This is a genomic window from uncultured Kocuria sp. (assembly GCF_947500125.1).
Lineage (GTDB): Bacteria > Actinomycetota > Actinomycetes > Actinomycetales > Micrococcaceae > Kocuria.
In genome coordinates this window covers 142,726-165,970 of the sequence record NZ_CANMRA010000007.1, presented here as the reverse complement: position 1 = coordinate 165,970, position 23,245 = coordinate 142,726, and the positions used below count along the sequence as shown (strand labels likewise).

Genomic DNA, 23,245 nt, shown 5'->3' with positions numbered 1-23,245 from the left:
CGGACGGGTCCGGCCGCCACCGCGGCCGGACCCGGGTCCGGCCGTGCGCCCTCGCGGGAGGCCAGCCGCCGTGCCCGGGCCGCGAGCACCGGGCCGTCCTCCGGCGCGGGGTGCAGCGGTTCGCGCAGGGCCACGTTGAGCTGGACCGGTCCTGCCGGCCGGGGTCCGTCCGGCCCACGCCCGACCAGGGCGGCGAGGGCCCCCGAGAGGCGGGCGGGCACGTCGTCGTCCGGGAGGAGGTCCACAGCGGCGCGCACGTGGTCCCCGAAGATCCCCGGCTGGCGGGTGGTCTGGTTGGCGCCGGTGCCCCGCAGCTCCGGCGGGCGGTCCGCGGAGAGCACGACGAGGGGCACCTCGGCGTGGTCGGCCTCCAGCACCGCGGGCAGCAGGTTGCCCACGGCCGTGCCCGAGGTGGTCAGCACCCCGGCGGGCCGGCCGGTGGCCCGGGCGATGCCGAGGGCGGTGAACGCCGCGCCCCGCTCGTCCACCCGCACGTGGACCTCGAGGGCCCCGGCGGCCTGGGCGGCCGCCGCGGCGTAGGCCAGCGGCGCGGACCGGGAGCCGGGGGCGACGACGAGGTGCCGCATCCCGGCGACGACGAGTTCCTCCAGGACGGCGCGGGCGGTGTCGAGGGACGGTGTGGTCACAGGAGACCAGGGTAGTCCGGGAACGCGCCGGTCCCCGGCACGCCGCAGGGCGGACCGGGGACCGGTGGACTCCGGGCGCGTCCGGAGGACGGGCCGAGGAGGCGGGAAGCAACAGGAGGCAGGACCCCGGAGGCAGGACTCAGTAGGAGCGTGCCGCGGTCCGCGCCGCCCTCATCGTCTCCGGCGTGGCCTTGCCCCGGTAGCCGCGGTAGCGGGGTCCGCGCTCGCCGTTCTTGCGGCGCTTGTGCTGGTTGCGGCCCCGGCCCGGCTTGTCGTGGATCGCCCCGGGGAACTCGGGGTCCCCGTCCCGGCCCGCGGCGAAGACCTGGGCCACGGACGGCCGCGGCAGGGACCACTCGCCCTCGCCCTGGCGGGTCTCCACGACGTAGTCCGGGAAGTAGGAGCGGGGCTCCTCGAAGGAGCCGTCCTCCCCCGGGTGCTGGACGTTGACGTAGACCATCCGGTCGTCGTCGTGGATGACCGGGCCGCAGGTCTCCGCGTCCTGGGGCACGGCCAGGAACTGCTGGACGTTGCCGCGCTCGCGTCCGGACAGGCCCACCCTGAACAGCCCGTCGTTGTAGCCGATGGTCCCCGGGGCGCCGTCGGTGGAGACCCACAGGTTGCCCGCGGAGTCGAAGGCCAGGTTGTCCGGGCAGGAGATCGGGGACACCTGGTCCGCGGGGAACCCGGAGAAGTACGCCGAGGCGTTCTTCGAGGGGTCCCCGGCCACGATCAGCAGGTTCCAGTCGAACTCCAGGGCGGCGGCGCGGTTGTTCCGCTCGGTGAGCTCGAGCACGTGGCCGTCCCGGTTCTGGGTGCGGGGGTTGGCCTCGTCCGGGCCGGCCTTGCCCGGAGTGCCGCGGTCGGTGTTGTTGGTCAGCGCCACGTAGAGCTTGCCGGTGTGCGGGGAGGGCTCGACGTCCTCCGGGCGGTCCATCTTGGTGGCGCCGGCCCGGTCCGCGGCCAGCCGGGTGAACACCAGGACCTCCTCGACGGACATGCCGTCCACGGCCGACTCCCCGTCGACGAGGAGCGGCAGCCACCGCCCGGAGCCGTCGAACGCGCCGTCGGAGGGCAGCCGCCCGGAGCCGTCGATCTCGGCCTCCGTGTCCCCGGTGAACTGCGCGACGTAGAGGTTGCCCTCGGAGAGCAGCGTCATGTTGTGGGCGCGGTCGCCCTCGACGTACTTCTGGGCCGAGACGAACTTGTAGAGGTAGTCGAAGCGCTCGTCGTCGCCGGAGTAGGCCACCACGGTCCCGTCCTCGGCCACGCGCACGTTGGCGCCCTCGTGCTTGAAGCGGCCCAGGGCCGTGTGCTTGACGGGGGTGGAGGCCGGGTCCTGGGGGTCGATCTCCACGATCCAGCCGAAGCGGTGCGGCTCGTTCTCGTAGCCCGGCAGGGTCGAGTCGAAGCGGGGGTCGACCTCGTGCCAGCGGCGGCTCGGGGCCTCGGCGGAGATCCCGTAGCGCTGCTGCTCGGGCGACCCGTTGCCCTTGAAGTACTGGTTGAAGTTCTCCTCGCCGGACAGGACCGTGCCCCACGGGGTGGTGCCACCGGCGCAGTTGTTGAGGGTGCCCAGCACCAGCTCCCCGGTGGGGTCGGCCTGGGTCCTCAGCAGGTCGGAGCCCGCCGCGGGCCCGTCCACCCGGAAGGGGGTGCTCATCGTGATGCGCCGGTTCCGGGCGCCGCCGCGGACGTAGGACCAGGGCTTTCCCGCTCCGGCGCGGGTCAGGTCGACCACGGACATGCCGTGCGCGGCCAGGGCCACCCCGGCCACGCGCTGGAGGTCGTCCTGCTGCCCGGCCGGGAACATGAGGTTCTCGTTGGTGTACTCGTGGTTGCTCACGAGCACGGCCGTGCGCCCGCCCCGGTCGCGGAGGATGTCGAGGTAGTCGCAGTTGTAGCCGAACTGGCGCGCCTGGGCCTCGGGCGTCTGCGCAGAGGGGTCGAACTCGGGGGAATCGGCGAACAGCGGGTCGCCCCAGCGGATGATCGGGGACCAGTCGAAGCCCTCGGGGACCGTGAGGTCGTCCACGGTGTTCGGCACGGGGGCGATCGGAGCGAAGGACAGCCCGGAGCGGCCGCGGCCGTGGGCCTGGGCGGCCTCGGGGGCGGCCCCGACGACGCCGACGGTCACGGCCGCCGCGGCGCCCAGGCCCAGGGCGGACCGGCGGGTCAGGGCGGCGCTCGCGATGTCGCGGAAGTAGCCGTTGCCGGAGGTGTTGCACTCCGGGCCGGCGCAGGCGCTGCCGCACTTCAGCTGACAGGTGAGGGGGCTGCGCTTGCCACGGGTGTGGCCCAGCAGCGGGAGGAAGGTGCGCTTGGCGGTGTCGGTCATGGCTCCCCCAGGGAGGGTCGGGGCCGCGGGCGTCCGCGGCCGCAGGTGTCGGATGCGAGTCCACTGCACCACCGCCGTGTGGGGCCCGGGGGGCGCCGAGGTGAAGCACACGTTAACGGGCGGTGACCGGGCGGGGAGTGTGGCGCGCCGCTCGGCTCCGGGGCCGCCCGCAGGTGACGGCCGACGGCGGCCGGCGGCGGCCGGCCCGCGGCGAGCCCCGAGCACCGAGCACCCGGGAGCGGTGCGTGTTCACTCGAAGAAACATTGGGCCGGCCGATTCCGCCCCCGCCCCGGTTCTGGGATGCTCGTGCCGTCAGGCCGTCCCATCCGTCCAGCGCCCCGGACCGTGACCGGGGACCGTCCGGAAGACCCCCCTCCTTCTGCTCGATCCGCCCACGGGCCGTGCCGCCGCGGCGGCGGAGCCGGCCCGGACACCGGCGTAGGAGGCGCGCGATGCACCCGGAACCAGAGGTGGGGCTTCTCCCCCAGCAGGACCCCGGCGGGCCCGGTCCGCACGAGCGCGGCGCGCGCGGGCACCGGCGCGCGGCCGTGGACTGCCTGCACATGCACCGCGCCTGGGACCTGCACCCGGGGGACTGCCTGCACGGACGCGTCATCGCCTCCGTCCGCGGGGTGGTGGGCCTCGCCTGCAGCCCCGTGGCGGTCTTCTCGTTCACGGGCGACGACCCCGAGCACACGGCCCAGACGCGCATCGGCGCCGCCCACCCCGACGTGGAGCTCGGCTGCGACGACATCTGGCGCGCCGCCCGGGCGTGGGTCCGCAGCCACGGGCTGCACGAGGGCGAGCCCGTGGACCTGGACCGGCTCCGGGCGGAGGTCCTGGGGGACGCCGCTCAGTGCTGAGGCGACGCCCCGGCCAGGGCGTGCACGCGGCGCAGCCGCTCCAGCCACCACCGGCGCCGGTCCGCGGCCACGGCGTGGCGCTCCAGCAGCGCGGGGTCCGGGACCGCGTCCCGCAGCTCGAGCATCCCGCCCACCGGCCGCAGCGGCTCGCGCAGGACGTCCACCCGCAGGAGGGACACGGTTCCGAGCCCGCAGGCGTACGGGAGTTCGGGCAGGGCGGCGGCGAGCGCGAGACCGGCCCGGATGCCCACCGAGGAGTCCAGGGCGGAGCTGACCACCGCAGGCAGCCCGGCCCGCGCGACGACGTCCAGGGCGCGGCGCACTCCGCCGAGCGGGGCCGCCTTGACCACGAGCAGGTCGGCGGCGCCCGCCCGGGCCACCGCGAGCGGATCGCTCTCCTTGCGCACGGACTCGTCCGCGGCCACCAGCACCGGCACACCCCGGTCGGCGAGGCCCTCCCGGACGGCGGCGAGGCCCGCGATCGTGGGCACGGGCTGCTCCGCGTACGCGAGGCCGTGCCGTCCGAGCCGCTCCAGGGCGGCGAGCGCCGTGGGCACGTCCCAGCCGCCGTTGGCGTCCACCCGCAGCTCGGCCTCCGGCAGCAGGGCCCGCACGGCCGCGACCCGGGCGTCGTCGTCCTCCGGGCCCTGGCCGGGCTCGGCGACCTTGATCTTGACGGCGCGCACACCGCCCCCGAAGCCGGCGAGCACGTCCGGGACACGGGACGCCGGCACGGCGGGCACGGTCGCGTTGACGGGGATGCGCGTGCGCCGGGGCGCCGGGAAGCCGTGCCACGCGGCGTCGACGGCGGCGCGCAGCCACGCGCCGGCCTCGGCGTCCCCGTACTCGGGGAACGGGCCGAACTCCCCCCATCCCGCGGGGCCGCGCAGGAGCACCGTCTCGCGCACGTCGATGCCGCGGAAGCGCACGCGCATCGGCAGGGCGACGACGTGCGCGTGCGCGAGCAGGTCGTCGAGCGGGGGCAGGGCCGCGGCGGGGAGCATGCCCCCCAGCCTAGGGGGCGCCTCTCAGGGTGCTCCGATGCGTGCGTGGAATGATGAGGGCTCCGCGGGTGCCGGCACGGCCGCGGCCGTGCCGGCACCCCGACGATCCGCCCCACCGCCCAGGAGCTCGATGACCACGACCGCCCGCCGCCCCGTCCCCACCGTCCTGCAGGTCCTGGGCCACCTGCTCGGCGCCGCCGCCCTGTGGGCGACGGCGGCAGCGGTCGGGGTCGTGGCCCTGACCACCGCGACCGGGCAGTGGCTCGACGAGCTGGCCCTGCGCCAGGCGAACAACGCCTTCCCGGACCTGTCCGCCCGCGTCGGCCAGCTGCTCGACGCGGTGCCCTGGGCGGTGGGAGCCGTCTCGGCGCTGTGCCTCGCGGTCCTCGCCGTGCGCTCCCGGCGCCTCGCCCCGGCGGTGGTCGGGGCCGCGGTGGTCGTGCTGTCCAACCTGACGGTCCAGCTGCTCAAGCGGGTGCTGCTGGAGAAGCCCGACCTCGGGATCCAGGAGGCCGCCGTCAACTCCTTCCCGTCCGGGCACACGGCCGCCGCGGCCGCCGCCGTGGCGGTGGTGCTGCTCGCGGCGCCCGCCCCGTCCCGGCCGTTCGTCGCGCTGCTCGGGGCGGGGGCCATGACCGCGACCGGGGTGGCCACGCTGCTGAACGGCTGGCACCGGCCCTCGGACGTCGTGGCGGCCCTGCTGGTCGTGTCGGGCTGGGCGGCCCTGGGCGGTCTGGTGCTGCGCCTGACCGGGCCCGTGGAGCGTCCCGCGCCCGGCGGGGGCCTGACCGCCCTGCTGGCCGTCTTCGGCGCGGGGTCGATCCTGGTCGGTCTGCTGCCGCTGTGGGCGGCGCTGCGCGTTCCGGGCGGCGGCTGGGCGGCGGTCGCGGCGTGCGCGGCGATCCTCGGCGTCAGTCTGCTGGCGGCAGCGGCACTGACAGCGCTGCAAGCTCCTCGGTCTCGGCGTCCTCGGCCCTGATCCGCTCCAGCCGGTCCAGCAGGATCCGCGCCGCCCCGGGGTTGTAGGGCAGGCGGAACATCGAGGCCGTCACGGGGCGCATGCCGTCGGGCTGCGCCGCGGCGACCTCGCTCGCGTCCACCCGTTCGATCGCCGTGCGCATGAGCCGGGCCTGCTGGAGCACGTAGCCGCGCTCCACGGGGTTGCCGTGGCCGGGAACGAAGACCTGGTACCGCTCGAGGGCGGCCAGGTTCTCGAGGGCCGTGGCCCAGCCCCGCGGATAGGAGTCGTCGAAGCTGGGGTCGGCGCCCTGCTCCACGAGGTCCCCGGTGAAGACGACGTCGTCGACGCCCACGCAGAGGTCGTTGTCGGTGTGTCCCGGGCCGAAGGAGAAGAGCACCGCCGCGCGCTCCCCGAGGCCCACCCGGGTCAGGGCGGGACGCCGGCCCGTGCCCGGCAGGTGCCGGTTGGGCACGACGAGACGGGTGTCCGGTCCCTCGGCGGCAGCCATCTCGGGCTCGTGGATGCCCACGAACGAGCGCTGGAAGTCGCCGTGCGCCTCGATCGCCGCCGCGCAGCCGCGGTGGGCCCAGAAGTCCTCGGCCCCGGCGCGCTGGAACACGGCGTTGCCCAGGAAGTGGTCGTAGTGGGCGTGGGTGTTCACGACCGTCAGCGGCAGGCCCGTGAGCGAGCGGACGGCCTCCAGGATCTCCCGGGCCTGGCGCGGGCCCGCGCCCGTGTCGATCACGAGGGCGCGACGGGTCCCGAGCACGACACCGGAGTTCAGCCTCCAGTTGTCCGTGCTCACGGCGAAGACGCCGTCGCGGATTTCGTTGATGCGCGCCACCCGACCAGGGTACCGACCGCCGCTGGCTATCCTGGCAACCATGACCACTTCGGCCCCGGACCGTGCGGTCGGAGGCGCCGGCCGCTATGCTCCGTCCCCCTCGGGGGACCTCCACCTCGGCAATCTCCGCACGGCGCTGCTCGCGTGGGCCCTCGCGCGCTCGACGGGCCGGCGCTTCGTCCTGCGCGTCGAGGACATCGACCGGGTGCGGCCGGGGGCGGCGGAGCGGCAGCTCGCGGACCTCGCCCGGCTGGGCCTCGACTGGGACGGCCCGCCCCTGCTGCAGTCCTCGAGGGAGGCCGAGCACCGGGCCGTGGTGGAGCGTCTCACCGCGGCGGGGCGCACCTACGAGTGCTTCTGCACGCGCCGCGAGATCCAGGCGGCCGCGAGCGCGCCGCACGGGGCGCCGGGCGCCTACCCGGGCACGTGCCGGGACCTCGGCGACGCCGAGCGGGCGCGGCGCCGGCGCGAGCGGCCCCCCGCGGTACGGCTGCGCGCGGACGTGCGCTCCCGCACGGTCGTGGACCGCTGGGCCGGGGCGTACACGGGGCTCGTCGACGACTTCGTGCTGCTGCGCACCGACGGCCGCCCCGCCTACAACCTCGCGGTGGTCCTCGACGACGCCCACCAGGGCGTGGACCAGGTGGTCCGGGGCGACGACCTGCTGCCCTCCACCCCCCGGCAGGCGTACCTGGCCGCGGTGCTCGGGCTGGCCGAGCCGGAGTGGGTGCACGTCCCGCTGGTGCTCAACACGCACGGACAGCGCCTCGCCAAGCGCGACGGCGCCGTGACCCTCGCCGAGCTCGCGGCGGCGGGGCACGGCGTCGAGGAGGTGCTCGGCTGGACGGCGGCGTCACTGGGTCTGCCCGGCCGGGTCCGGACGGCGCAGGACGTCCTCGCCGTCTTCGACGAGGACGTCCTGCCCCGGGAGCCCTGGGTCGTGGACCCCTCCCGGTGGGCCGCTCAGGAGCGCGCGGACGCGGGGGTCCCGGCCTCCTCCGGGGCGTGCGGGTCCTCGGGCTCGGCCAGGAACCGCTCGTAGGCGGGGGTGGTCAGGAATGCCGGGTAGTCGTCGCCCAGGGCCACCTCCTCGAAGATGGAGCGGGCGTCGTCGAAGCGGTCGCCCTCGGCGCGCTCGATCTTCGCGAACTCCTCCTCCATCAGCTCCTGGGCCCAGTCCCGGGTGATCTCCTCGCCCTCGTCGGTGATGGCCCGGGTGTTCACCCACTGCCAGATCTGCGAGCGGGAGATCTCCGCGGTCGCGGCGTCCTCCATCAGGTTGTGGATGCCCACCGCGCCGTTGCCGCGCAGCCACGCCTCGATGTAGCGGATCCCCACCTCGATGTTGTTGCGGATGCCCTCCTCGGTGATCTTCCCCGAGGCGGAGGCGATGTCGATGAGCGCCTTGTCGTCGGGCACCACGTCCTCGCGGAGCCGGTCCAGCTGGTTGGGCTTGTCCCCGAGCACCGCGTCGAAGACCTCGCGGCACACCGGGACCAGGTCGGGGTGGGCCACCCAGGACCCGTCGAAGCCGTCGTTCGCCTCACGGGTCTTGTCCGCCTGCACCTTCTCGATCGCGGTGCGGTTGACCTCCTCGTCCTTGCGGGAGGGGATGAACGCGGCCATCCCGCCGATGGCCATCGCCCCGCGGCGGTGGCAGGCCCGCACGAGCTGCTCGGTGTAGGCCCGCATGAACGGCTGGGTCATGGTCACGGCGTTGCGGTCCGGGAGGATGAAGCGGGGCCCGCGGGTCCGGAAGTTCTTGATGATCGAGAAGATGTAGTCCCAGCGCCCGGCGTTGAGCCCAGCCGCGTGCTCGCCGAGCTCGTAGAGGATCTCCTCCATCTCGAAGGCCGCGGTGATCGTCTCGATCAGGACGGTGGCGCGGATGGTGCCGCGGTCCGTCCCGAGCATGGACTCCGCGCGGCTGAAGATGTCGTGCCACAGCCGCGCCTCCTGGTGGGACTCGGTCTTGGGCAGGTAGAAGTAGGGGCCCAGGCCGAGCTTCTTGAGCCGGCGCGCGTTGTGGAAGAAGTACAGCCCGAAGTCCACGATGGCGCCCGCGATGGGCTCGTCCCGCACGGACAGGTGCTTCTCCTCGAAGTGCCAGCCGCGCGGCCGCACCACGATGGTCGGGTTGGTCCGGGCGTCCTGGTTCTTCAGGGCGTACTTCTTGCCGTCCGGGTTGGTGAACTCGATGGTCCCCTCGAGCGCGTCGATGAGGTTGAGCTGGTTGGTGACCACGTTGGTCCAGTGCGGGGTGTTGGCGTCCTCCATGTCCGCGAGCCACACCTTCGCCCCGGAGTTGAGCGCGTTGATGGTCATCTTCCGCTCGGTGGGGCCGGTGATCTCCACGCGGCGGTCCTCGAGCCCGGGCGGGGGCGGCGGCACGCGCCAGGAGTCGTCCTCGCGGATCTTCCGGGTCTCCGGCAGGAAGGCGGGGTCGGTGCCGCGGGCGATCGCCTTGCGCCGCTCCTCGCGGGCGGCCAGCAGCTCGCGCCGGCGGGGCTCGAACTCGCGGTGCAGCGCCGCCAGGAAGCCCAGCGCGTCGGGGGTGAGCACACTGTTCTGCCGGGGCACGTGGTGACCCGTGAGGGTCACGCCGTTGATCGTCACGGGGTTGCTGGTCATGGTCATCATGGCTGGTTCCTCGCCTGCAGTGTGTCCTGCGGAAGATCGGGTGGGGCGGCTCCGGCGCGGGCCGGAGCGGGTCGTGGTCGGATGCGGTGCGGCCGGGGGCCCGTCGGGCCCCCGGCCGGTCGCGCTCCCTCGGCTCAGAACTGGGCGGTCTCGGTGGACCCGGCCAGCGCCGTGGTGGAGGACTCCGGGTTGAGGACGGTGGAGACCAGGTCGAAGTAGCCGGTGCCGACCTCGCGCTGGTGCCGGGTGGCGGTGTAGCCGCGCTCCTCGGCCGCGAACTCCCGCTCCTGCAGCTCCACGTAGGCCGTCATCTGGTTGCGGGCGTAGCCGTGGGCGAGGTCGAACATCGAGTAGTTCAGGGCGTGGAAGCCGGCCAGGGTGATGAACTGGAACTTGAAGCCCATCGCGCCCAGCTCGCGCTGGAACTTGGCGATCGTGGCGTCGTCCAGGTGCTTCTTCCAGTTGAAGGACGGCGAGCAGTTGTAGGCGAGCATCTGGTCCGGGTGCTCCGCGTGGATGCCCTCGGCGAACTTCTTGGCCAGCTCGAGGTCCGGGGTGCCGGTCTCCATCCACAGCAGGTCGGCGTACGGGGCGTACGCGTTGCCGCGGGCGATGCAGGCCTCGAGGCCGTTGCGGACCTTGTAGTAGCCCTCCGCGGTGCGCTCGCCGGTGACGAACGGCTTGTCCCGGTCGTCGACGTCGGAGGTGATCAGGGTGGCCGCCTCCGCGTCGGTGCGGGCGATGATCAGCGAGGGGACGTCCGCGACGTCGGCCGCGAGCCGGGCCGCGCTGAGGGTGCGGACGTGCTGCTGGGTGGGGATGAGCACCTTGCCGCCCAGGTGGCCGCACTTCTTCTCGGAGGCCAGCTGGTCCTCCCAGTGCACACCGGCCGCGCCGGCGGCGATCATGGACTTCATCAGCTCGTAGGCGTTGAGCGGGCCGCCGAAGCCGGCCTCGGCGTCGGCCACGATCGGGACCAGCCAGTCGTCGACGGTGCTCGTGCCCTCGGAGTGCTCGATCTGGTCGGCGCGCATCAGCGCGTTGTTGATCCGCCGCACGACCGCCGGGACGGAGTTCGCGGGGTAGATCGACTGGTCGGGGTAGGTCTGGCCCGCGAGGTTCGCGTCGCCGGCGACCTGCCAGCCGGAGAGGTAGATGGCCTTGAGGCCGGCCTTCACCTGCTGGACCGCCTGGTTGCCGGTCAGGGCGCCGAGGGAGTTCACGAAGTCCTCGGTGTGCAGCTTCTCCCACAGCTGCTCCGCGCCGCGGCGGGCCAGGGTCATCTCCTCCTGCACCGAGCCGCGCAGGCGGACGACCTCCTCCGCCGTGTACTCGCGGGTGATCTGCGCCCAGCGGGGATCGGCGTCCCACTCCTGGCGGATCTCGTCGGCGGTCTTGGGGGCGTTGGGGTAGGACATGTCGGCTCCTCGTTGAGTGGTCCGGGGGCAGGTGCTCGTCGGCTTCGGGGTCACCGGGAAGTTCGCTCTCCCCTGGTGACACATCCCACTTTGCCCCAGTTCGGACCGGATGAACCCCACATGTCCTCGTGAACTTTCACGCTTTTTCGCTTATGGTGAAGAAATGACCACCAGCGCCTGGGGCTATGAGGAACCGACGTCCACCGAGCAGTCCGGCAGCACCGATCTCATCGGTCTCGGCCGGCGCATCCGATCGCTGCGCAAGGACCGGGGGCTGACGCTCGCGGAGCTCGCGGACCGGGCGGGCACCGCCACGTCGCAGCTGTCGGTGATCGAGAACGGGCGGCGCGAGCCCCGGCTGAGCCTGCTGCAGCGCCTCGCCGAGGTGCTGGGCACGAGCGTCGACGCCCTGCTCGGGGCCGAGCCCGGCAACCGTCGCGAGGCGCTCGAGATCCAGCTCGAGCGCGCCCAGCGCTCCCCGTTCTACGAGCAGCTGGGGCTGCCGGCCGTCCGGGTCAGCTCCGCCCTGTCCACCGAGGTGCTCGAGGCGCTCGTGGGCCTGCAGGAGCGGCTGGCCGAGGCCCTCGAGAAGAACTCGGCCACCCCGGAGGAGGCCCGCCGCGCCAACGTGCAGCTGCGTCGGCTCATGCGGGAGCAGGACAACTACTTCCCGGACCTGGAGCAGGCCGCCAAGGAGCTGCTGACCCTGGGCGGCTACTCCTCGGGCCCCGTGTCCAACTCCGTGATCTCCGAGATGGTGGGCAAGCTCGGCTACAGCATCCACCACGTCACCGACCTGCCGCACTCGACCCGCTCGGTGACCGATCTGCTCAACCGGCGGATCTACCTGGTGCAGAGCCCGCGGGCGGACCACGATCCGCGCGCGGTGCTGCTCCAGGCGGTGGGCCACCAGGTGCTGGGCCACGAGCCGCCGAAGGACTACGCCGAGTTCCTCGCCCAGCGGGTGCAGACCAACTACTTCGCGGCCGCGGTGATGCTGCCGGAGGACAAGACCGTCCCGTTCCTGCTCGAGGCGAAGCGGAACCGGGATCTGTTCCTCGAGGACCTCAAGGACCGCTTCGCCGTCTCGCACGAGACGGCGGGGCACCGGTTCACGAACCTCGCGACCCGCCACCTGGGCATCCGCACCCACTTCCACAAGGTGCACTCGTCCGGGGTGATCCACAAGGCCTACGAGAACAACGGCCTGGCGTTCCCCACGGACCACACCGGGGCGATCGAGGGCCAGATCTCGTGCCGCAAGTGGTCCGGGCGCACCGTCTTCGACCAGCCCAACCAGTTCACGGCGTTCGCCCAGTACACGGACACCCCCTCCGGGACGTACTGGTGCTCCACGCGCACGGAGCTCTCGAGCCAGGGCGTGTTCTCGATCGGCGTGGGCGTCGCGTTCACCGACGCCCGCTGGTTCCGCGGCCGGGACACCCCGCACCGCACCGTGTCGACGTGCCCGGACCCCTCGTGCTGCCGGCGCCCGCCCGAGGAGCTCAGCCGGGTCTGGGCCGGCCACGCGTGGCCCAACACCCGGGCGCACTCGCACGTGCTGGCGGCCCTGCCGGAGGGGGCGTTCCCGGGGGTCGACGAGCGCGAGGTCTACGAGTTCCTGCAGGCGCACGACGACGCCTGAGCGGGCCGCCCGGGGCGTCGGCGCCCGGTGCCTATACAGGTAGTGGCTGGCCACTGCCCCGGAGCGGGCGTAAAGTCCTGTGGGACCTTTGTTCCACCCATCCCCCCTGGACGCTGCGCTCCACCGGGCCGGCTCCGGGCGGAAAGGACACCATGACCCAAGAGATATCCCAGACGATCGCGATCGTCATCTATTTCGCCGCCATGATCGGGATCGGCCTGTACGCCAACAGCAGGACGAAGAACCTCGACGACTACATGCTCGGCGGGCGCAACCTCAAGCCGGGCGTCGCCGCGCTCAGCGCCGGGGCCTCCGACATGTCCGGCTGGCTGCTCCTCGGCCTGCCGGGCGCGGTCTTCCTCTCCGGGCTGGTCGAGGCGTGGATCGCCATCGGGCTGATCATCGGCGCGTGGGTCAACTGGAAGTTCATCGCGCCCCGGCTGCGCTCCTACACCGAGGTCTCGCACAACTCGATCACGATCCCGTCCTTCCTGGACAACCGGCTCAAGGGCGGGACCCGGCTGCTGCGCATCGTCTCCGGGCTGATCATCCTGGTGTTCTTCACGTTCTACGTCTCCTCCGGCATGGTCGCCGGCGGGCTGTTCTTCCAGTCCTCCTTCGGCTCCACGTACCACGCGGGTCTGCTCCTGGTCGTGGGCGTGACCATCGCCTACACGCTCTTCGGCGGCTTCCTGGGCGCGACCTACACCGACGTGGCCCAGGGCGTGCTCATGTTCATCGCCCTGATCATGGTCCCGGTCGTCGGGATCATCAACGTCGGCGGCTTCGGGCAGATGGCGGAGAACATCACCGCGGTGGACCCGGACGCCCTCTCGCTCGTGCGCGGCGCCACCGTGATCGGCGTCATCTCGGCCCTGGCGTGGGGCCTCGGCTACTTCGGCCAGCCCCACATCATCGTCCGCTTCATGGCCATGCGCTCCCCCTCCGACGCCAAGACCGGCCGCCGGATCGGGCTGACCTGGATGGTGCTGAGCGTCATCGGGGCGATCTCCACCGCCCTGGTGGGCCTCGCCTACTACGGCAACCGCCCGGAGGAGAGCCCGACCGACCCCGAGTCCGTGTTCCTGGACCTCGCGCAGGTCTTCTTCCACCCGGTCGTCGCGGGCTTCGTCCTCGCGGCCGTGCTCGCGGCGATCATGTCCACGGTCTCCTCGCAGCTCATCGTCTCCTCCTCCGCGCTGGTGGAGGACCTGTACAAGCTGACCGTCAAGCGGTCCCCGTCCGAGCGCAAGCAGGTGTGGATGGGCCGCGCGGGCGTGGCCGCCGTCGCCCTCGTGGCCACGTTCCTGGCCTGGGAGCAGAACAACACGATCCTCGGCCTCGTGGCCTTCGCGTGGGCCGGCTTCGGCGCCTCGTTCGGACCGATCGTGATCCTCTCCCTGTTCTGGCGCAAGCTCACCAACCTGGGCGCGATCACGGGCATGGTCCTCGGCGCGGTCACCGTGTTCGTGTGGACCGTGACCCCGTGGGCCGACCTCTACGAGATCATCCCCGGCTTCGTCGTCAGCCTCGTGTCCGCCATGCTGGTCTCGAAGGCCACGTACCGGCGCGACGAGGAGGTCGAGCGCGAGTTCGACGACGCCGTGCGCCTCGCCCACGCGGCGCAGGACGAGATGGCCGCTCGCTGACCTCTCGCACCGCAGCACCGGGGCCCGTTCCGCACGTCGGAACGGGCCCCGTGCCGTGGACGGTCAGTACCCGATCGAGGCCAGGGTGGCCCGGATCGCCTCGGCGGAGCGGTGCAGCATGGCCAGCTCCTGCTCGTCCATGGGCACGACCAGGCGCTCGACGACGCCCCGCCGCGCGACGATCGACGGCACGGACAGGGCGACCCCGCTGATCCCCCGGTAGTCCTCGAGGACGGTGGACACGGGCAGCACGGCGTGCTCGTCCCGCAGCACGGCCTCGGCCACGCGCGCCCCGGCCAGGCCGATCGCGTAGTTGGTGGCGCCCTTGCCCTGGATCACCGTGTACGCCGCGTTGATCGTCCGGTGCGTGATCTCGTCCAGCCGGTCGTCGGTGAAGGGCCGGCGCCCCTCGACCGTCCACTCGCGCAGCGGGATCTGCCCGATGTTCGCGTTCGACCACAGGGGGAACTCGGTGTCCCCGTGCTCGCCGACGATCGTGGCGTGCACGCTCGTGGTGGACACCCCGCCCTCCTCGGCCAGCAGCCACCGCAGCCGGGAGGTGTCCAGCACGGTCCCGGAGGACATCACCCGCTCCGAGGGGAGCCCGGTGAGCTTCTGCGCGATCACGGTGAGCACGTCGCACGGATTGGTCACCAGCACGTACACGGCCTCGGGCGCCTGTTCCACCAGGCGCGGCATCAGCGACTCGAGGATCGCCGCGTTGGCGCCCGCCAGCTCCATCCGGGTCTGGCCGGGACGCTGCTTGGCCCCGGCGGTCACGAAGACGACGTCCGAGCCGGCCAGCACGGCGACGTCGTCGGAGCCGGTCACCCGCGAGCTGGGGGTGAACATAGCCCCGTGGGCCAGGTCCAGGCCCTCGGCGCGGACCCGGTCCCCGGCCAGGTCGTAGAGGGCGACCTCCTGCGCGACGCCCTTGATCAGCGCCGCGTAGGCGAGGGACGAGCCGACGGAGCCGGCGCCGACCACCCCGATCTTGGTGCGCGCGGAAGTGGTGGGAACGGTCTCGGGCACGGTGAGCTCCTGACGGGTTCGGCGGTCTGCGGAGGCGGACGGGACGTCCGCCTCCATCCTCCGCCAGCGGGGCCCGGGCCGGAAGGGCCGCCCCCGCGGGCGTGTCCGGCTCCCGCGGGCCGTCGGCCGGGGCGGAGCGTCAGCCGACGGGGGCCTCGGAGGCCGCCGCCAGGAACTCGCGCACGAGCGGGCCCCCGGTGATCGACCCGAGGTCGCCGTCCTCCACGAAGACCGCCACGGCGAGGTCCTCGTGCTCGGCGATCACCCAGGAGTGGGTCCGGGGCGGGTCCTCGTCGCCGAACTCGGCCGTGCCGGTCTTGCCGATCGCGGTGTCCGGCTCGAGCTCCTGGAGCACGCCCAGGTGCCCGGACGAGACGACGGCCCGCATCATGGTGCGCAGCTGCTCGGCCTCCTCGGCGGTCAGGGGCCGCTCCGGGCCGGGTCCGGCCGTCGCGTCGTCCTCCAGCAGGCCCTCGGTGGTGACCAGCCGGGGGGTCACGAGCTCCCCGGCGGCGACCGAGGCCGTCAGGTTCGCCATGGCCAGGGGGGACACGAGCGTGCGCCCCTGGCCGAACAGCGCGGCGGCGTGCTGGGCCGGTTCCTCCTCCTCCGGGACGGAGCCGGTGAACACCGGCACCCCGAGGTCGGTCTCCGCGCCGATGCCCAGGGCCGCGGCCGCGCCGGCCAGCTCGGGCTGGCTGATCCGGTCGTGCTGGTCGACGAAGGCGGTGTTGCACGAGTGGGCGATCGCCTCGGTGAGGGTGATCGAGCCGGTGAACTCCGCGGGATAGGACTCCACGTTGTTGATCCGCACGCCCTCCACGGTGGTCGACGGCGGGCACGGCACGACCGACCCGGGGGTGTCCCCCTCGCGGAGCATGCCCAGGGCCGTGACCACCTTGAAGGTGGACCCGGGCGCGTACTGGCCCAGCAGCGCGGTGGAGTAGCCCTCGGAGCCCGGCCCGTTGGCCGAGACGACGAGCTCGCCCGTGGAGGGGCGGACCGCCACGATGGCGGACGGGGACTCGATCCCGGCCAGCAGCTCCTCGGCGGTGGCCTGGAGCTCCCGGTCCAGGCTCACCGCGACCGGCTCGCCGGGCTCCGCCGGGACCTCGAACAGCGGCTCGCCGGCGGACGCCCCCGCACCGTCGCCGTCCGGCACGACCTCCTCGACCACCACCCCGGGCGTGCCGCGCAGCCGGTCGTCGAAGCGCTCCTGGACGCCCCCGCGGCCGACCAGCGCATCGGCCGCCAGGTCGCCGCCGGAGGCCTGCACGTCCTCGACGGTCGCCGGGGACACGCCACCCAGCAGATCGGCGGCGAAGCCGCGGGAGGGCGCCAGCGGCAGCTCGTCCTCGACCACGAGCAGGCCCGGGACCGCCTCCATCTGCTGCGCGTCCAGCTCCCGGAAATCCTCGAGCCGCAGCGGCAGGGCCTCGACGAACGCCTCGGGCCCGGCCTGCTCGACGGCCTCGGCGTAGGCGTCGGCGTCGATGTCCACGGCGGCGGCGAGCCGGCGGGCCGCCGCGCCCGGGTCCGCCCCGTCGAGCCGCGACCGGTCGATCCCGACCCGGCGGATCGGCCGCTCCGTCACCAGGACCTCGCCGTCCGCGCCGAGGACGTCCCCGCGGTCCGCGGCCACGGTCCGGGCGCGGAGGGCCTCGCCCTCCTCCAGCCCCGGCTGCACCACGCTCGCGGACCATGCGGGGAGCCACTCCCCGCTCGCGGAGCGCACCAGGGGCAGGCTCGAGTCGTACGTCCAGTCCTGCTCCACGCCCGGGAGGTCCCAGGACCAGGCCAGGGTGGCGTCCCGGCGGTCCTCCTGCCCGGTGTCCGCCACCGCGGAGACCTCCACGGCCGCGGCGGCCTCGCCGAGCCGCGAGGTGGCCTCCTCGTACTGCTGCTGGGCGAGCGGACCCCCGACGTCGCCGAAGTCCAGCTCCTCGACGCTCCCCGCGCTCAGGGCCGCGGCGACCCGTTCGGCGGTCTCGCGCCCGTCGTCCGGGGCGAGCACCGAGCAGCCGGTCGCCAGGAGCCCGGCGCTCAGCGCGAGCGAGACGGCCGCCGCCCGGATGCCGGCCGGGCCCGGGCGCTGCGCAACGGGTCGGGCGGGAGAGGACGGGAAGGTCTGCACCCGCCCAATCTAGCGGGGCGGTCCCGTCAGGTCCCGAACCGCACGTCGCCGGCGGACACGGACACCGACGGGGGACGCCCGGCGGGCGGCCGGGGCCGGGGGTCCGTGCAGAGCGGAGGGACCGGTGGGCGCCGTGTCTGCACGGCGCCCACCGGTCCCTCGGACGCGCGGGCGGGGGGTGCGCCGCCCGCGCGCAACGGGGCCGGGAGCCGGCCCCTCACCACCGGGTCAGCAGTGGTACGTGTCGGTCGGCGCCTCGAAGTGGACGTCGTAGCCCTCGGGGATGCTCAGGCCGAAGGCGCCGGCCAGGCCCAGGATCTTCTTGGCGCGGGCGAGGCGCGGCAGGTCGGAGCCGTTGCGGATCTCCCCGCCGTCGGCGTCGAACTCCTGGAGGAACTCGGTGGCCCAGGACAGCTCGGACAGGGACGGGCTCAGACCCTCGTTGACCGTGGCGGTCTGCTCCGGCATCAGGCACAGCTTGCCCGTCATGCCGAACTCCAGGGTCACGGACGTGGCCTCGGCGAGCTTCGGGCCGAGCGCCCCGACGGCGGGCCCGTCGATGGGCCCGGGCAGGTTGGCCGCCCGGGAGGCGATGGTGAACTGCGAGCGCGTGTAGGCCAGCGTCATGGGGTTCTCGCCGAAGCCCGTGTCGCGCCGGAAGTCGCCCAGGCCGAAGCCGAGGCGGTACGTGGAGCGGGCGCCGGCGATGGCCTGCAGGTGCTGCACGCCGCGGGCCGTCTCGACGAGCGCGACGATCTTCGTGTCCTTGAGCAGCTCCGCGGTGCGGGTGACGTGCTCGGGGGACTCGACCATGGCGAGCATGACGCCGTCGAGGCCGCGGACGCCGGCGAGGGCCCGGAGGTCCTCCTCCCACCACTGGGTGCCGAAGCCGTTGACCCGCACCCACGCGTGGTGCTGCTCGCCGTGCTCGTCCTGGGCGTCCAGCCAGCTGATGACGTTGCGGCGGGCCCGCTCCTTGTCCTTGGGCGCCACGGAGTCCTCGATGTCCAGGACGACGACGTCGGCCGCGCTCGCCCGGGCCGCCGGGAACCGCTCGGCCTGGGCGCCGTTGACGAGCAGCCAGGAGCGGGCGAGCTCCGGGCCGACCGCGGGACCGGCGGCCTGGGGGACCAGCGGCAGGGACGAGGTGGTCGGGGTCGTCGACGAGGTCTCGATCGAGGTGGCAGTCATGAGGGCGTACCCGTTCTCCGTGAGGTGCAGCGAGCTGCGGTGTGACAGATGTGCCGGGGCACCCGTGCTGGGAGGGCAGGTGCTGCCCGGCGGAACCGTGACCGGTGCCGGGCCCGCGGGAACGATCGCGTCGCGGGGGTCCGGCCGGTGCGTGCCTCGGGCCGGGGATCGCGAGGTGGGCGAGCCGGTCCGTGCGCGCTGGATCAACGCGCTCGGCAGGTGCGGTAACCCCACCGTAACGCAGATCACACGCGGGCGCCACCCGCGCGGCTCAGGAACGACGCGCGGTGCGGGCGGTCGCGGGCGCCGTCCAGGGGTCCTCGGGCCACGGGTGCTTCGGGTAGCGGCCGCGCATCTCGGCGCGCACCTGGGCGTAGGGCCCGGACCAGAACGAGGCGAGGTCGTCGGTCACGGCCAGCGGCCGCCCCGCGGGGGAGAGCAGGTGGAAGAGGACCGGGACCCGGCCGTCGGCCACCGTCGGGGACGCCGCCCACCCGAAGCACTCCTGGAGCTTCACGCTGACCACCGGCCGTCCGGCGGGGTCGTCCGCGGCCGGGTAGTCGATCCGGACCCGGGACCCGCTGGCCACGGCCAGCCGCTCGGGCGCGACCTCGTCGAGGCGGGCCGCCTCGGGCCACGGGAGCAGCCTCCGCAGGGGCGCGGCGAGGTCGACGCGGGCACCGCCGGCGAGGGTGTCGAGCTCGGGGGCGAGCCACTCGTCGAGGCGGTCGAGCAGCGCGGCGTCGGCCACGTCGGGCCACGGGTGTCCGAGCCGGTGGTGGAGCAGCGCGAGCCGGCGCCGGAGCCGGTCGGCGCCGTCCGACCAGCCGAGCAGGCCGAGGCCCTCCTCGGCCAGGGCCGCGCGCACGGCCTCGCGGGCGGCCTCCGGGGCGGGCCGCACGGGGGTCGAGGACAGCTCGATCGCCCCGAGCGCGCGGACCCGGCGGGCGCTCGCCCGCCCGTTCTCGAACCGGGTGCGCACCTCGTCGGTGAGCAGGTGCTCGGCGCACCGCTCGGCGAGCGGACGGTCGAGCGCCGCCGCGGCCCGCACGACCGCACCCGTCCCGGCGGCGGCCTGTCCGGCCGCGCGGGTGACGTCGGCGACGGCGAGCCACTCGTGGCCCGCCAGACCGCTCCCCGGGGCCAGTCCCGCACGGGTCCCGGAGGCGAGCAGATACGTGTCCCCCACCTTGCGGGCCACCCGCTCCGGCAGCGCCAGCGCCACGACGGCCCCGGTCACGAGCTCGGCCGGGACCGCCCCGACCGCCGGCGGCGCGGGCGCCGGCGGCCCGGGCGCCGCGGAGAGCGGCGGGTCCGTGGCGATGCGCTCCAGGCGGCGGGCCTCCTCCGCCCAGCGGCGGGCGTCCGGGGCCCGTCCGGAGCGCAGCTCGGCGAGCAGGCGGGACAGGTCCCCGCCGGGCGGGCGGTGGTCGTCCGAGACCATCGCGACCACCTCGGCCGCCGGCCGGGGGCCCACGGCGCGGGCGCCGTCGAGCAGACCGCGCGCCAGGCGGGGGTCCACGGGCACCGCCGCGAGCAGCCGGCCGGTGGCGGTGGCACGGCCCTCGTCGTCGAGCGCGCCGAGCCCGCGCAGCACCGCGAGGGCGTCGGCCAGGGCCGGTGCAGGCAGCGGGTCCGGCAGGGCCAGGCCCCGTCCGCCGGGGGCGCCCCAGCAGGCGAGCAGCAGGGCGGCGCCCGTGAGGTCGGCGGCCGCGAGCTCGGGGGTCAGGTGGCGGGGCATCGCGGCCCAGGTGCGCTCGTCGTAGCAGCGCACGGCCTCCCCGGGGCCGAGCCGGGCGGCGCGGCCCGCCCGCTGCTCGGCCGAGGCCCGGGAGGCCGCGACCGTGACCAGGCCCGTCATGCCGCGGCCGGCGTCGCGCCGCGGCTCCCGGGACAGACCGGAGTCGACCACCAAGCGCACCCCCGGCACCGTCAGGGAGGACTCGGCCAGGGACGTGGAGACGACCAGGCGGGGCGGGTCCCCTGGGCGGCGGCCCGACGTCGCCCGGTCCTGCTCGGCGGCCCCGACCCGGCCGTGCAGCTCGAGCACCTCGGTCCCGCGGGAGGTCTCCCGCAGCCGCCGGGCGACCTGGGCGACCTCCCACGCCCCGGGGACGAACACGAGCGCGTCCGTGGCGGCGTCCCGGGCCAGGGCCTGCGCGTGGGCGTCGGCCGCCGTCCGGGCGACGTGGTCGAGGAACGGGCGGGTGACCCCGCGCTCGTCGGTGCGCCGGCCGGGCGCCGGAGCCCACCGGACCGTGAGCGGGTGCAGAGCGGCCGGGCAGTCGACCACCGGGGCCGGGGCGTCCTCGCCCAGCAGGCCGGCGAAGCGCGGGGCGTCGAGGGTCGCGGACATCGCGACGAGCACCAGGTCCTCGCGCAGCTGCCGGACCTCGGCCAGCAGGCCGACGAGCAGGTCGGACTCGAGACCGCGCTCGTGGACCTCGTCGAGGACCACGGCGCCCACGCCGGGCAGCCCGGGGTCCTGCAGCAGCCGGCGCAGGAGCACACCGGGGGTGACGAACTCGACGAGCGTGCGGGCCCCGGTGCGCCGGTCGCCGCGCACCGTGTGGCCGACGAGCTCGCCCACCCGGGTCCCGGCCAGGTGCGCCAGCCGGCGGGCCGCCGAGCGCGCGGCGACCCGGCGGGGCTGGGTGACGACCACCCGCCCGGAGCCGGCCGCGCGCTCGTGCAGCAGGTCGGCGACCAGTGGGGGCACCAGGGTGGTCTTGCCGCTGCCGGGCGGGGCCTGCACCACGGCGACGCCGCCGGCGAGCGCCGCGCGGAGCTCGCCGAGGACCGCGGCGACCGGCAGTCCGGCGCCGATCCGGGCGAGGTCGAAGGGTGCGGTGCTCACGGTCCCCAGTCTGACACCGCCGCCTGACACCGCCGCAGGGAGCCGGTCGCGCCGGTCCGGCCGTCGCGGCCGGCCACCGTCCGCAGCAGCCGTGTCCGGCGCGGGGAGGACGGTCAGTCCCCGGTGTGCGCCAGGAACCCGCGCAGCACCTCGGCGAACTTCTCGGGCTCCTGCGAGTGGACCCAGTGACCGGCCTCGCGGATCGTCACCCGGTGCGCCCTGGGGAACAGGGTGCGCATGACCGGGGCGTGCTCGTCCCGGACGTAGTCCGAGCGCCCGCCGGCGATCCAGAGCACCGGCCCCTCGTACACGGCGTCCCCGGTGTCCGGGAAGCCTCCGATGGTGTCCAGGCTCGACCGCAGCAGCTCGAGGTTCGGCTCCCAGGCGAAGCCCTCCTCGCCGCTGCGCAGGTTCTGCAGCAGGAAGCTCCGGGTGGTGTCCCACGGGATGGGTTCCCGGAGGGCCTCGTCCGCGTCCGAGCGGCGCTCGACGGCCGTCAGGTCCACGGCCGCGAGGCTGTCCAGCAGGTGCGCGAACTCGCCCTCGCCGCCCCCGGCCCGGGCGGGCGCGATGTCCACCACGACGAGCCGGGAGACGAGATCCGGGTGCCGCAGCGCCAGCACCATGGCCACCTTGCCGCCGAGGGAGTGCCCCACGACGGCGACCGGCCCCTCCGCGGCGAAGTCGCCCCGGAGGGTCTCGGCCACGGAGTCCGCCATCTGCTCGTAGTCCACCCGGTCCGTCCACTCGGAGCGGCCGTGGTTGGGCAGGTCCACCAGCAGGCTCCGGAAGTCCGGCTGGAGGTCCTTGGCGATCCGGGTGAAGTTCTTGCCCCGGCCGAAGAGGCCGTGCAGGAAGACGACGGGCTCGCCCTCGTCCCCGACGGGGGTGGTGTGCAGAGTGCTCGTGCGGAGGTCAGCCATCCTCCGAGCTTAGACGTGATCCCGGTCCCCGGTCCGTCGTCGCCGGTCCCGCCCCGGGCGGCCGCCGGCTCCCGGCTCCGGCCGGCGCCCCACGTAGACTCGGGGGCGTGACTGACTCCACCCCCGCCCCCGGCAACGACCTCCCCGAACAGGTCTCGGAACTCTTCGACCCCGCGCAGTGGCGGACGGTCGAGGGCTTCCAGGACCTGCAGGACCTCACCTACCACCGCGGCGTGGAGCGGGCCCCGGACGGCACGGTCGTCCGGGACCTCCCGTGGGTGCGGATCGCCTTCGACCGCCCGGAGGTGCGCAACGCCTTCCGCCCGGGCACGGTCGACGAGCTCTACCGCGCGCTCGACCACGCGCGGATGAGCTCGGACGTGGGCGCCGTGGTCCTCACCGGCAACGGGCCCTCCGCCAAGGACGGCGGCTGGGCCTTCTGCTCCGGCGGGGACCAGCGCATCCGCGGCCGCGACGGCTACCGCTACGCCGAGGGCGAGACCGCCGACAGCATCGACCCGGCCCGCGCCGGGCGGCTGCACATCCTCGAGGTGCAGCGACTGATCCGCACCATGCCCAAGGTGGTCATCGCCGCCGTCCCCGGCTGGGCCGCGGGCGGCGGGCACTCCCTGCACGTGGTCTGCGACCTCACGATCGCCTCCCGGGAGCACGGGAAGTTCAAGCAGACGGACGCCACCGTCGGCTCCTTCGACGCCGGCTACGGCTCCGCCCTGCTCGCCCGGCAGGTGGGGCAGAAGGCGGCCCGCGAGATCTTCTTCCTGGCCCGGGAGTACGACGCGCAGCGGATGCACGAGATGGGCGCGGTCAACGAGGTCGTCCCGCACGCGGAGCTGGAGAACGCGGCGATCGATGCCGCCCGGGACGTGGCCGCCCAGTCCCCGCAGGCGATCCGGATGCTGAAGTTCGCCTTCAACCTGCCCGACGACGGGATGGTCGGCCAGCAGGTGTTCGCGGGCGAGGCGACCCGCATGGCCTACATGACCGACGAGGCCGTCGAGGGCCGGGACGCGTTCCTGGGCAAGCGCGACCCGGACTGGTCCGGCTTCCCCTACTACTTCTAGATCGCGGCCTGCCGCC

At 74.5% G+C, this 23,245-nt stretch carries 17 protein-coding genes; 6 read left to right on the top strand and 11 right to left on the bottom strand.

Going from position 1 to position 23,245, the window contains the following annotated elements:
* Together Q0817_RS07190 and Q0817_RS07185 are read right to left on the bottom strand one after the other, a co-directional pair.
* Positions 1-647, bottom strand: a 647-nt coding sequence (locus Q0817_RS07190; RefSeq protein WP_298585475.1) for a thiamine pyrophosphate-binding protein, incomplete at its 3' end; no start/stop codon positions are given.
* A gap of 139 nt (positions 648-786) precedes the next feature.
* Complete coding sequence (locus tag Q0817_RS07185; RefSeq protein ID WP_298585474.1) at positions 787-2,985, bottom strand: PhoX family phosphatase; 2,199 nt, start codon at positions 2,983-2,985, stop codon at positions 787-789.
* Positions 2,986-3,438: 453 nt separating this feature from the next.
* On the opposite strand from Q0817_RS07185, the gene Q0817_RS07180 reads away from it, so the two are divergent.
* Positions 3,439-3,849: a hypothetical protein gene (locus Q0817_RS07180; RefSeq protein WP_298585473.1), complete on the top strand. Its 411-nt coding sequence runs from the start codon at positions 3,439-3,441 to the stop codon at positions 3,847-3,849.
* Here Q0817_RS07180 and Q0817_RS07175 read toward each other — a convergent pair.
* Positions 3,840-4,853 carry an o-succinylbenzoate synthase gene (locus tag Q0817_RS07175; RefSeq protein ID WP_298585472.1) on the bottom strand — a complete coding sequence of 338 codons (1,014 nt, stop codon included), beginning with the start codon at positions 4,851-4,853 and terminating at the stop codon, positions 3,840-3,842. The genes Q0817_RS07180 and Q0817_RS07175 overlap by 10 nt on opposite strands.
* Before the next feature lie 130 nt (positions 4,854-4,983).
* Here Q0817_RS07175 and Q0817_RS07170 point away from each other — a divergent pair, with 130 nt between their 5' ends.
* Positions 4,984-5,832, top strand: coding sequence for a phosphatase PAP2 family protein (locus tag Q0817_RS07170; RefSeq protein WP_298585471.1), 849 nt, complete (start codon positions 4,984-4,986; stop codon positions 5,830-5,832).
* On the opposite strand, the gene Q0817_RS07165 is transcribed toward Q0817_RS07170, so the two are convergent.
* A complete protein-coding gene (locus Q0817_RS07165) occupies positions 5,765-6,658 on the bottom strand; it encodes an MBL fold metallo-hydrolase (protein ID WP_298585470.1) in 894 nt (297 codons plus the stop codon). The two genes, Q0817_RS07170 and Q0817_RS07165, sit on opposite strands and share 68 nt — an antisense overlap.
* A 40-nt stretch (positions 6,659-6,698) precedes the next feature.
* On the opposite strand from Q0817_RS07165, the gene gluQRS reads away from it, so the two are divergent.
* Entirely contained in the window at positions 6,699-7,700 is a 1,002-nt protein-coding gene (gene gluQRS / locus Q0817_RS07160) for a tRNA glutamyl-Q(34) synthetase GluQRS (RefSeq protein WP_298585469.1), read from the top strand.
* Here gluQRS and aceB read toward each other — a convergent pair.
* Both aceB and aceA read right to left on the bottom strand, forming a co-directional pair.
* Positions 7,622-9,298 carry a malate synthase A gene (aceB, locus tag Q0817_RS07155; RefSeq protein ID WP_298585468.1) on the bottom strand — a complete coding sequence of 559 codons (1,677 nt, stop codon included), beginning with the start codon at positions 9,296-9,298 and terminating at the stop codon, positions 7,622-7,624. The genes gluQRS and aceB overlap by 79 nt on opposite strands.
* 134 nt (positions 9,299-9,432) lie before the next feature.
* On the bottom strand, positions 9,433-10,716 hold the full coding sequence (gene aceA / locus Q0817_RS07150; RefSeq protein WP_298585467.1) for an isocitrate lyase: 1,284 nt from the start codon (positions 10,714-10,716) through the stop codon (positions 9,433-9,435).
* 163 nt (positions 10,717-10,879) lie between these two features.
* Between aceA and Q0817_RS07145 the strand changes: the two genes are divergently transcribed.
* Positions 10,880-12,361, top strand: a complete 1,482-nt coding sequence (locus Q0817_RS07145) for a helix-turn-helix domain-containing protein (RefSeq protein WP_298585466.1) — start codon at positions 10,880-10,882, stop codon at positions 12,359-12,361.
* Positions 12,362-12,513: 152 nt separating this feature from the next.
* Complete coding sequence (gene putP / locus Q0817_RS07140; RefSeq protein ID WP_298585465.1) at positions 12,514-14,010, top strand: sodium/proline symporter PutP; 1,497 nt, start codon at positions 12,514-12,516, stop codon at positions 14,008-14,010.
* A 63-nt stretch (positions 14,011-14,073) separates the two neighbouring features.
* Here putP and Q0817_RS07135 read toward each other — a convergent pair whose 3' ends face one another.
* From Q0817_RS07135 to Q0817_RS07115, 5 genes are all read right to left on the bottom strand, one after another.
* The gene (locus tag Q0817_RS07135) at positions 14,074-15,042 is read right to left on the bottom strand and encodes an L-lactate dehydrogenase (RefSeq protein WP_298585464.1); all 969 of its coding nucleotides are present in this window, start codon (positions 15,040-15,042) and stop codon (positions 14,074-14,076) included.
* Positions 15,043-15,181: 139 nt separating this feature from the next.
* Positions 15,182-17,176, bottom strand: a complete 1,995-nt coding sequence (locus Q0817_RS07130) for a penicillin-binding transpeptidase domain-containing protein (RefSeq protein WP_298585463.1) — start codon at positions 17,174-17,176, stop codon at positions 15,182-15,184.
* Between the two features lie 228 nt (positions 17,177-17,404).
* The gene (locus Q0817_RS07125; RefSeq protein WP_298585462.1) at positions 17,405-18,367 is read right to left on the bottom strand and encodes a CoA ester lyase; all 963 of its coding nucleotides are present in this window, start codon (positions 18,365-18,367) and stop codon (positions 17,405-17,407) included.
* Between the two features lie 271 nt (positions 18,368-18,638).
* The gene (gene hrpB, locus Q0817_RS07120; protein WP_298585461.1) at positions 18,639-21,224 is read right to left on the bottom strand and encodes an ATP-dependent helicase HrpB; all 2,586 of its coding nucleotides are present in this window, start codon (positions 21,222-21,224) and stop codon (positions 18,639-18,641) included.
* Between the two features lie 113 nt (positions 21,225-21,337).
* The gene (locus Q0817_RS07115; RefSeq protein ID WP_298585460.1) at positions 21,338-22,147 is read right to left on the bottom strand and encodes an alpha/beta fold hydrolase; all 810 of its coding nucleotides are present in this window, start codon (positions 22,145-22,147) and stop codon (positions 21,338-21,340) included.
* Positions 22,148-22,254: 107 nt separating this feature from the next.
* On the opposite strand from Q0817_RS07115, the gene Q0817_RS07110 reads away from it, so the two are divergent.
* On the top strand, positions 22,255-23,229 hold the full coding sequence (locus tag Q0817_RS07110; RefSeq protein ID WP_298585459.1) for a 1,4-dihydroxy-2-naphthoyl-CoA synthase: 975 nt from the start codon (positions 22,255-22,257) through the stop codon (positions 23,227-23,229).
* The last annotated feature ends 16 nt before the right edge of the window (positions 23,230-23,245 follow it).

Bases quoted from the DNA above. Each gene is read 5' to 3' on its own strand.
- Q0817_RS07180 (WP_298585473.1), top strand. From the start codon at position 3,439: ATGCACCCGGAACCAGAGGTGGGGCTTCTCCCCCAGCAGGACCCCGGC.
- aceB (WP_298585468.1), bottom strand. From the start codon at position 9,298: ATGATGACCATGACCAGCAACCCCGTGACGATCAACGGCGTGACCCTC.
- Q0817_RS07115 (WP_298585460.1), bottom strand. From the start codon at position 22,147: ATGGCTGACCTCCGCACGAGCACTCTGCACACCACCCCCGTCGGGGAC.
- putP (WP_298585465.1), top strand. From the start codon at position 12,514: ATGACCCAAGAGATATCCCAGACGATCGCGATCGTCATCTATTTCGCC.
- Q0817_RS07185 (WP_298585474.1), bottom strand. From the start codon at position 2,985: ATGACCGACACCGCCAAGCGCACCTTCCTCCCGCTGCTGGGCCACACC.
- gluQRS (WP_298585469.1), top strand. From the start codon at position 6,699: ATGACCACTTCGGCCCCGGACCGTGCGGTCGGAGGCGCCGGCCGCTAT.
- Q0817_RS07125 (WP_298585462.1), bottom strand. From the start codon at position 18,367: ATGACTGCCACCTCGATCGAGACCTCGTCGACGACCCCGACCACCTCG.
- Q0817_RS07175 (WP_298585472.1), bottom strand. From the start codon at position 4,853: ATGCTCCCCGCCGCGGCCCTGCCCCCGCTCGACGACCTGCTCGCGCAC.
- aceA (WP_298585467.1), bottom strand. From the start codon at position 10,716: ATGTCCTACCCCAACGCCCCCAAGACCGCCGACGAGATCCGCCAGGAG.
- Q0817_RS07145 (WP_298585466.1), top strand. From the start codon at position 10,880: ATGACCACCAGCGCCTGGGGCTATGAGGAACCGACGTCCACCGAGCAG.
- Q0817_RS07170 (WP_298585471.1), top strand. From the start codon at position 4,984: ATGACCACGACCGCCCGCCGCCCCGTCCCCACCGTCCTGCAGGTCCTG.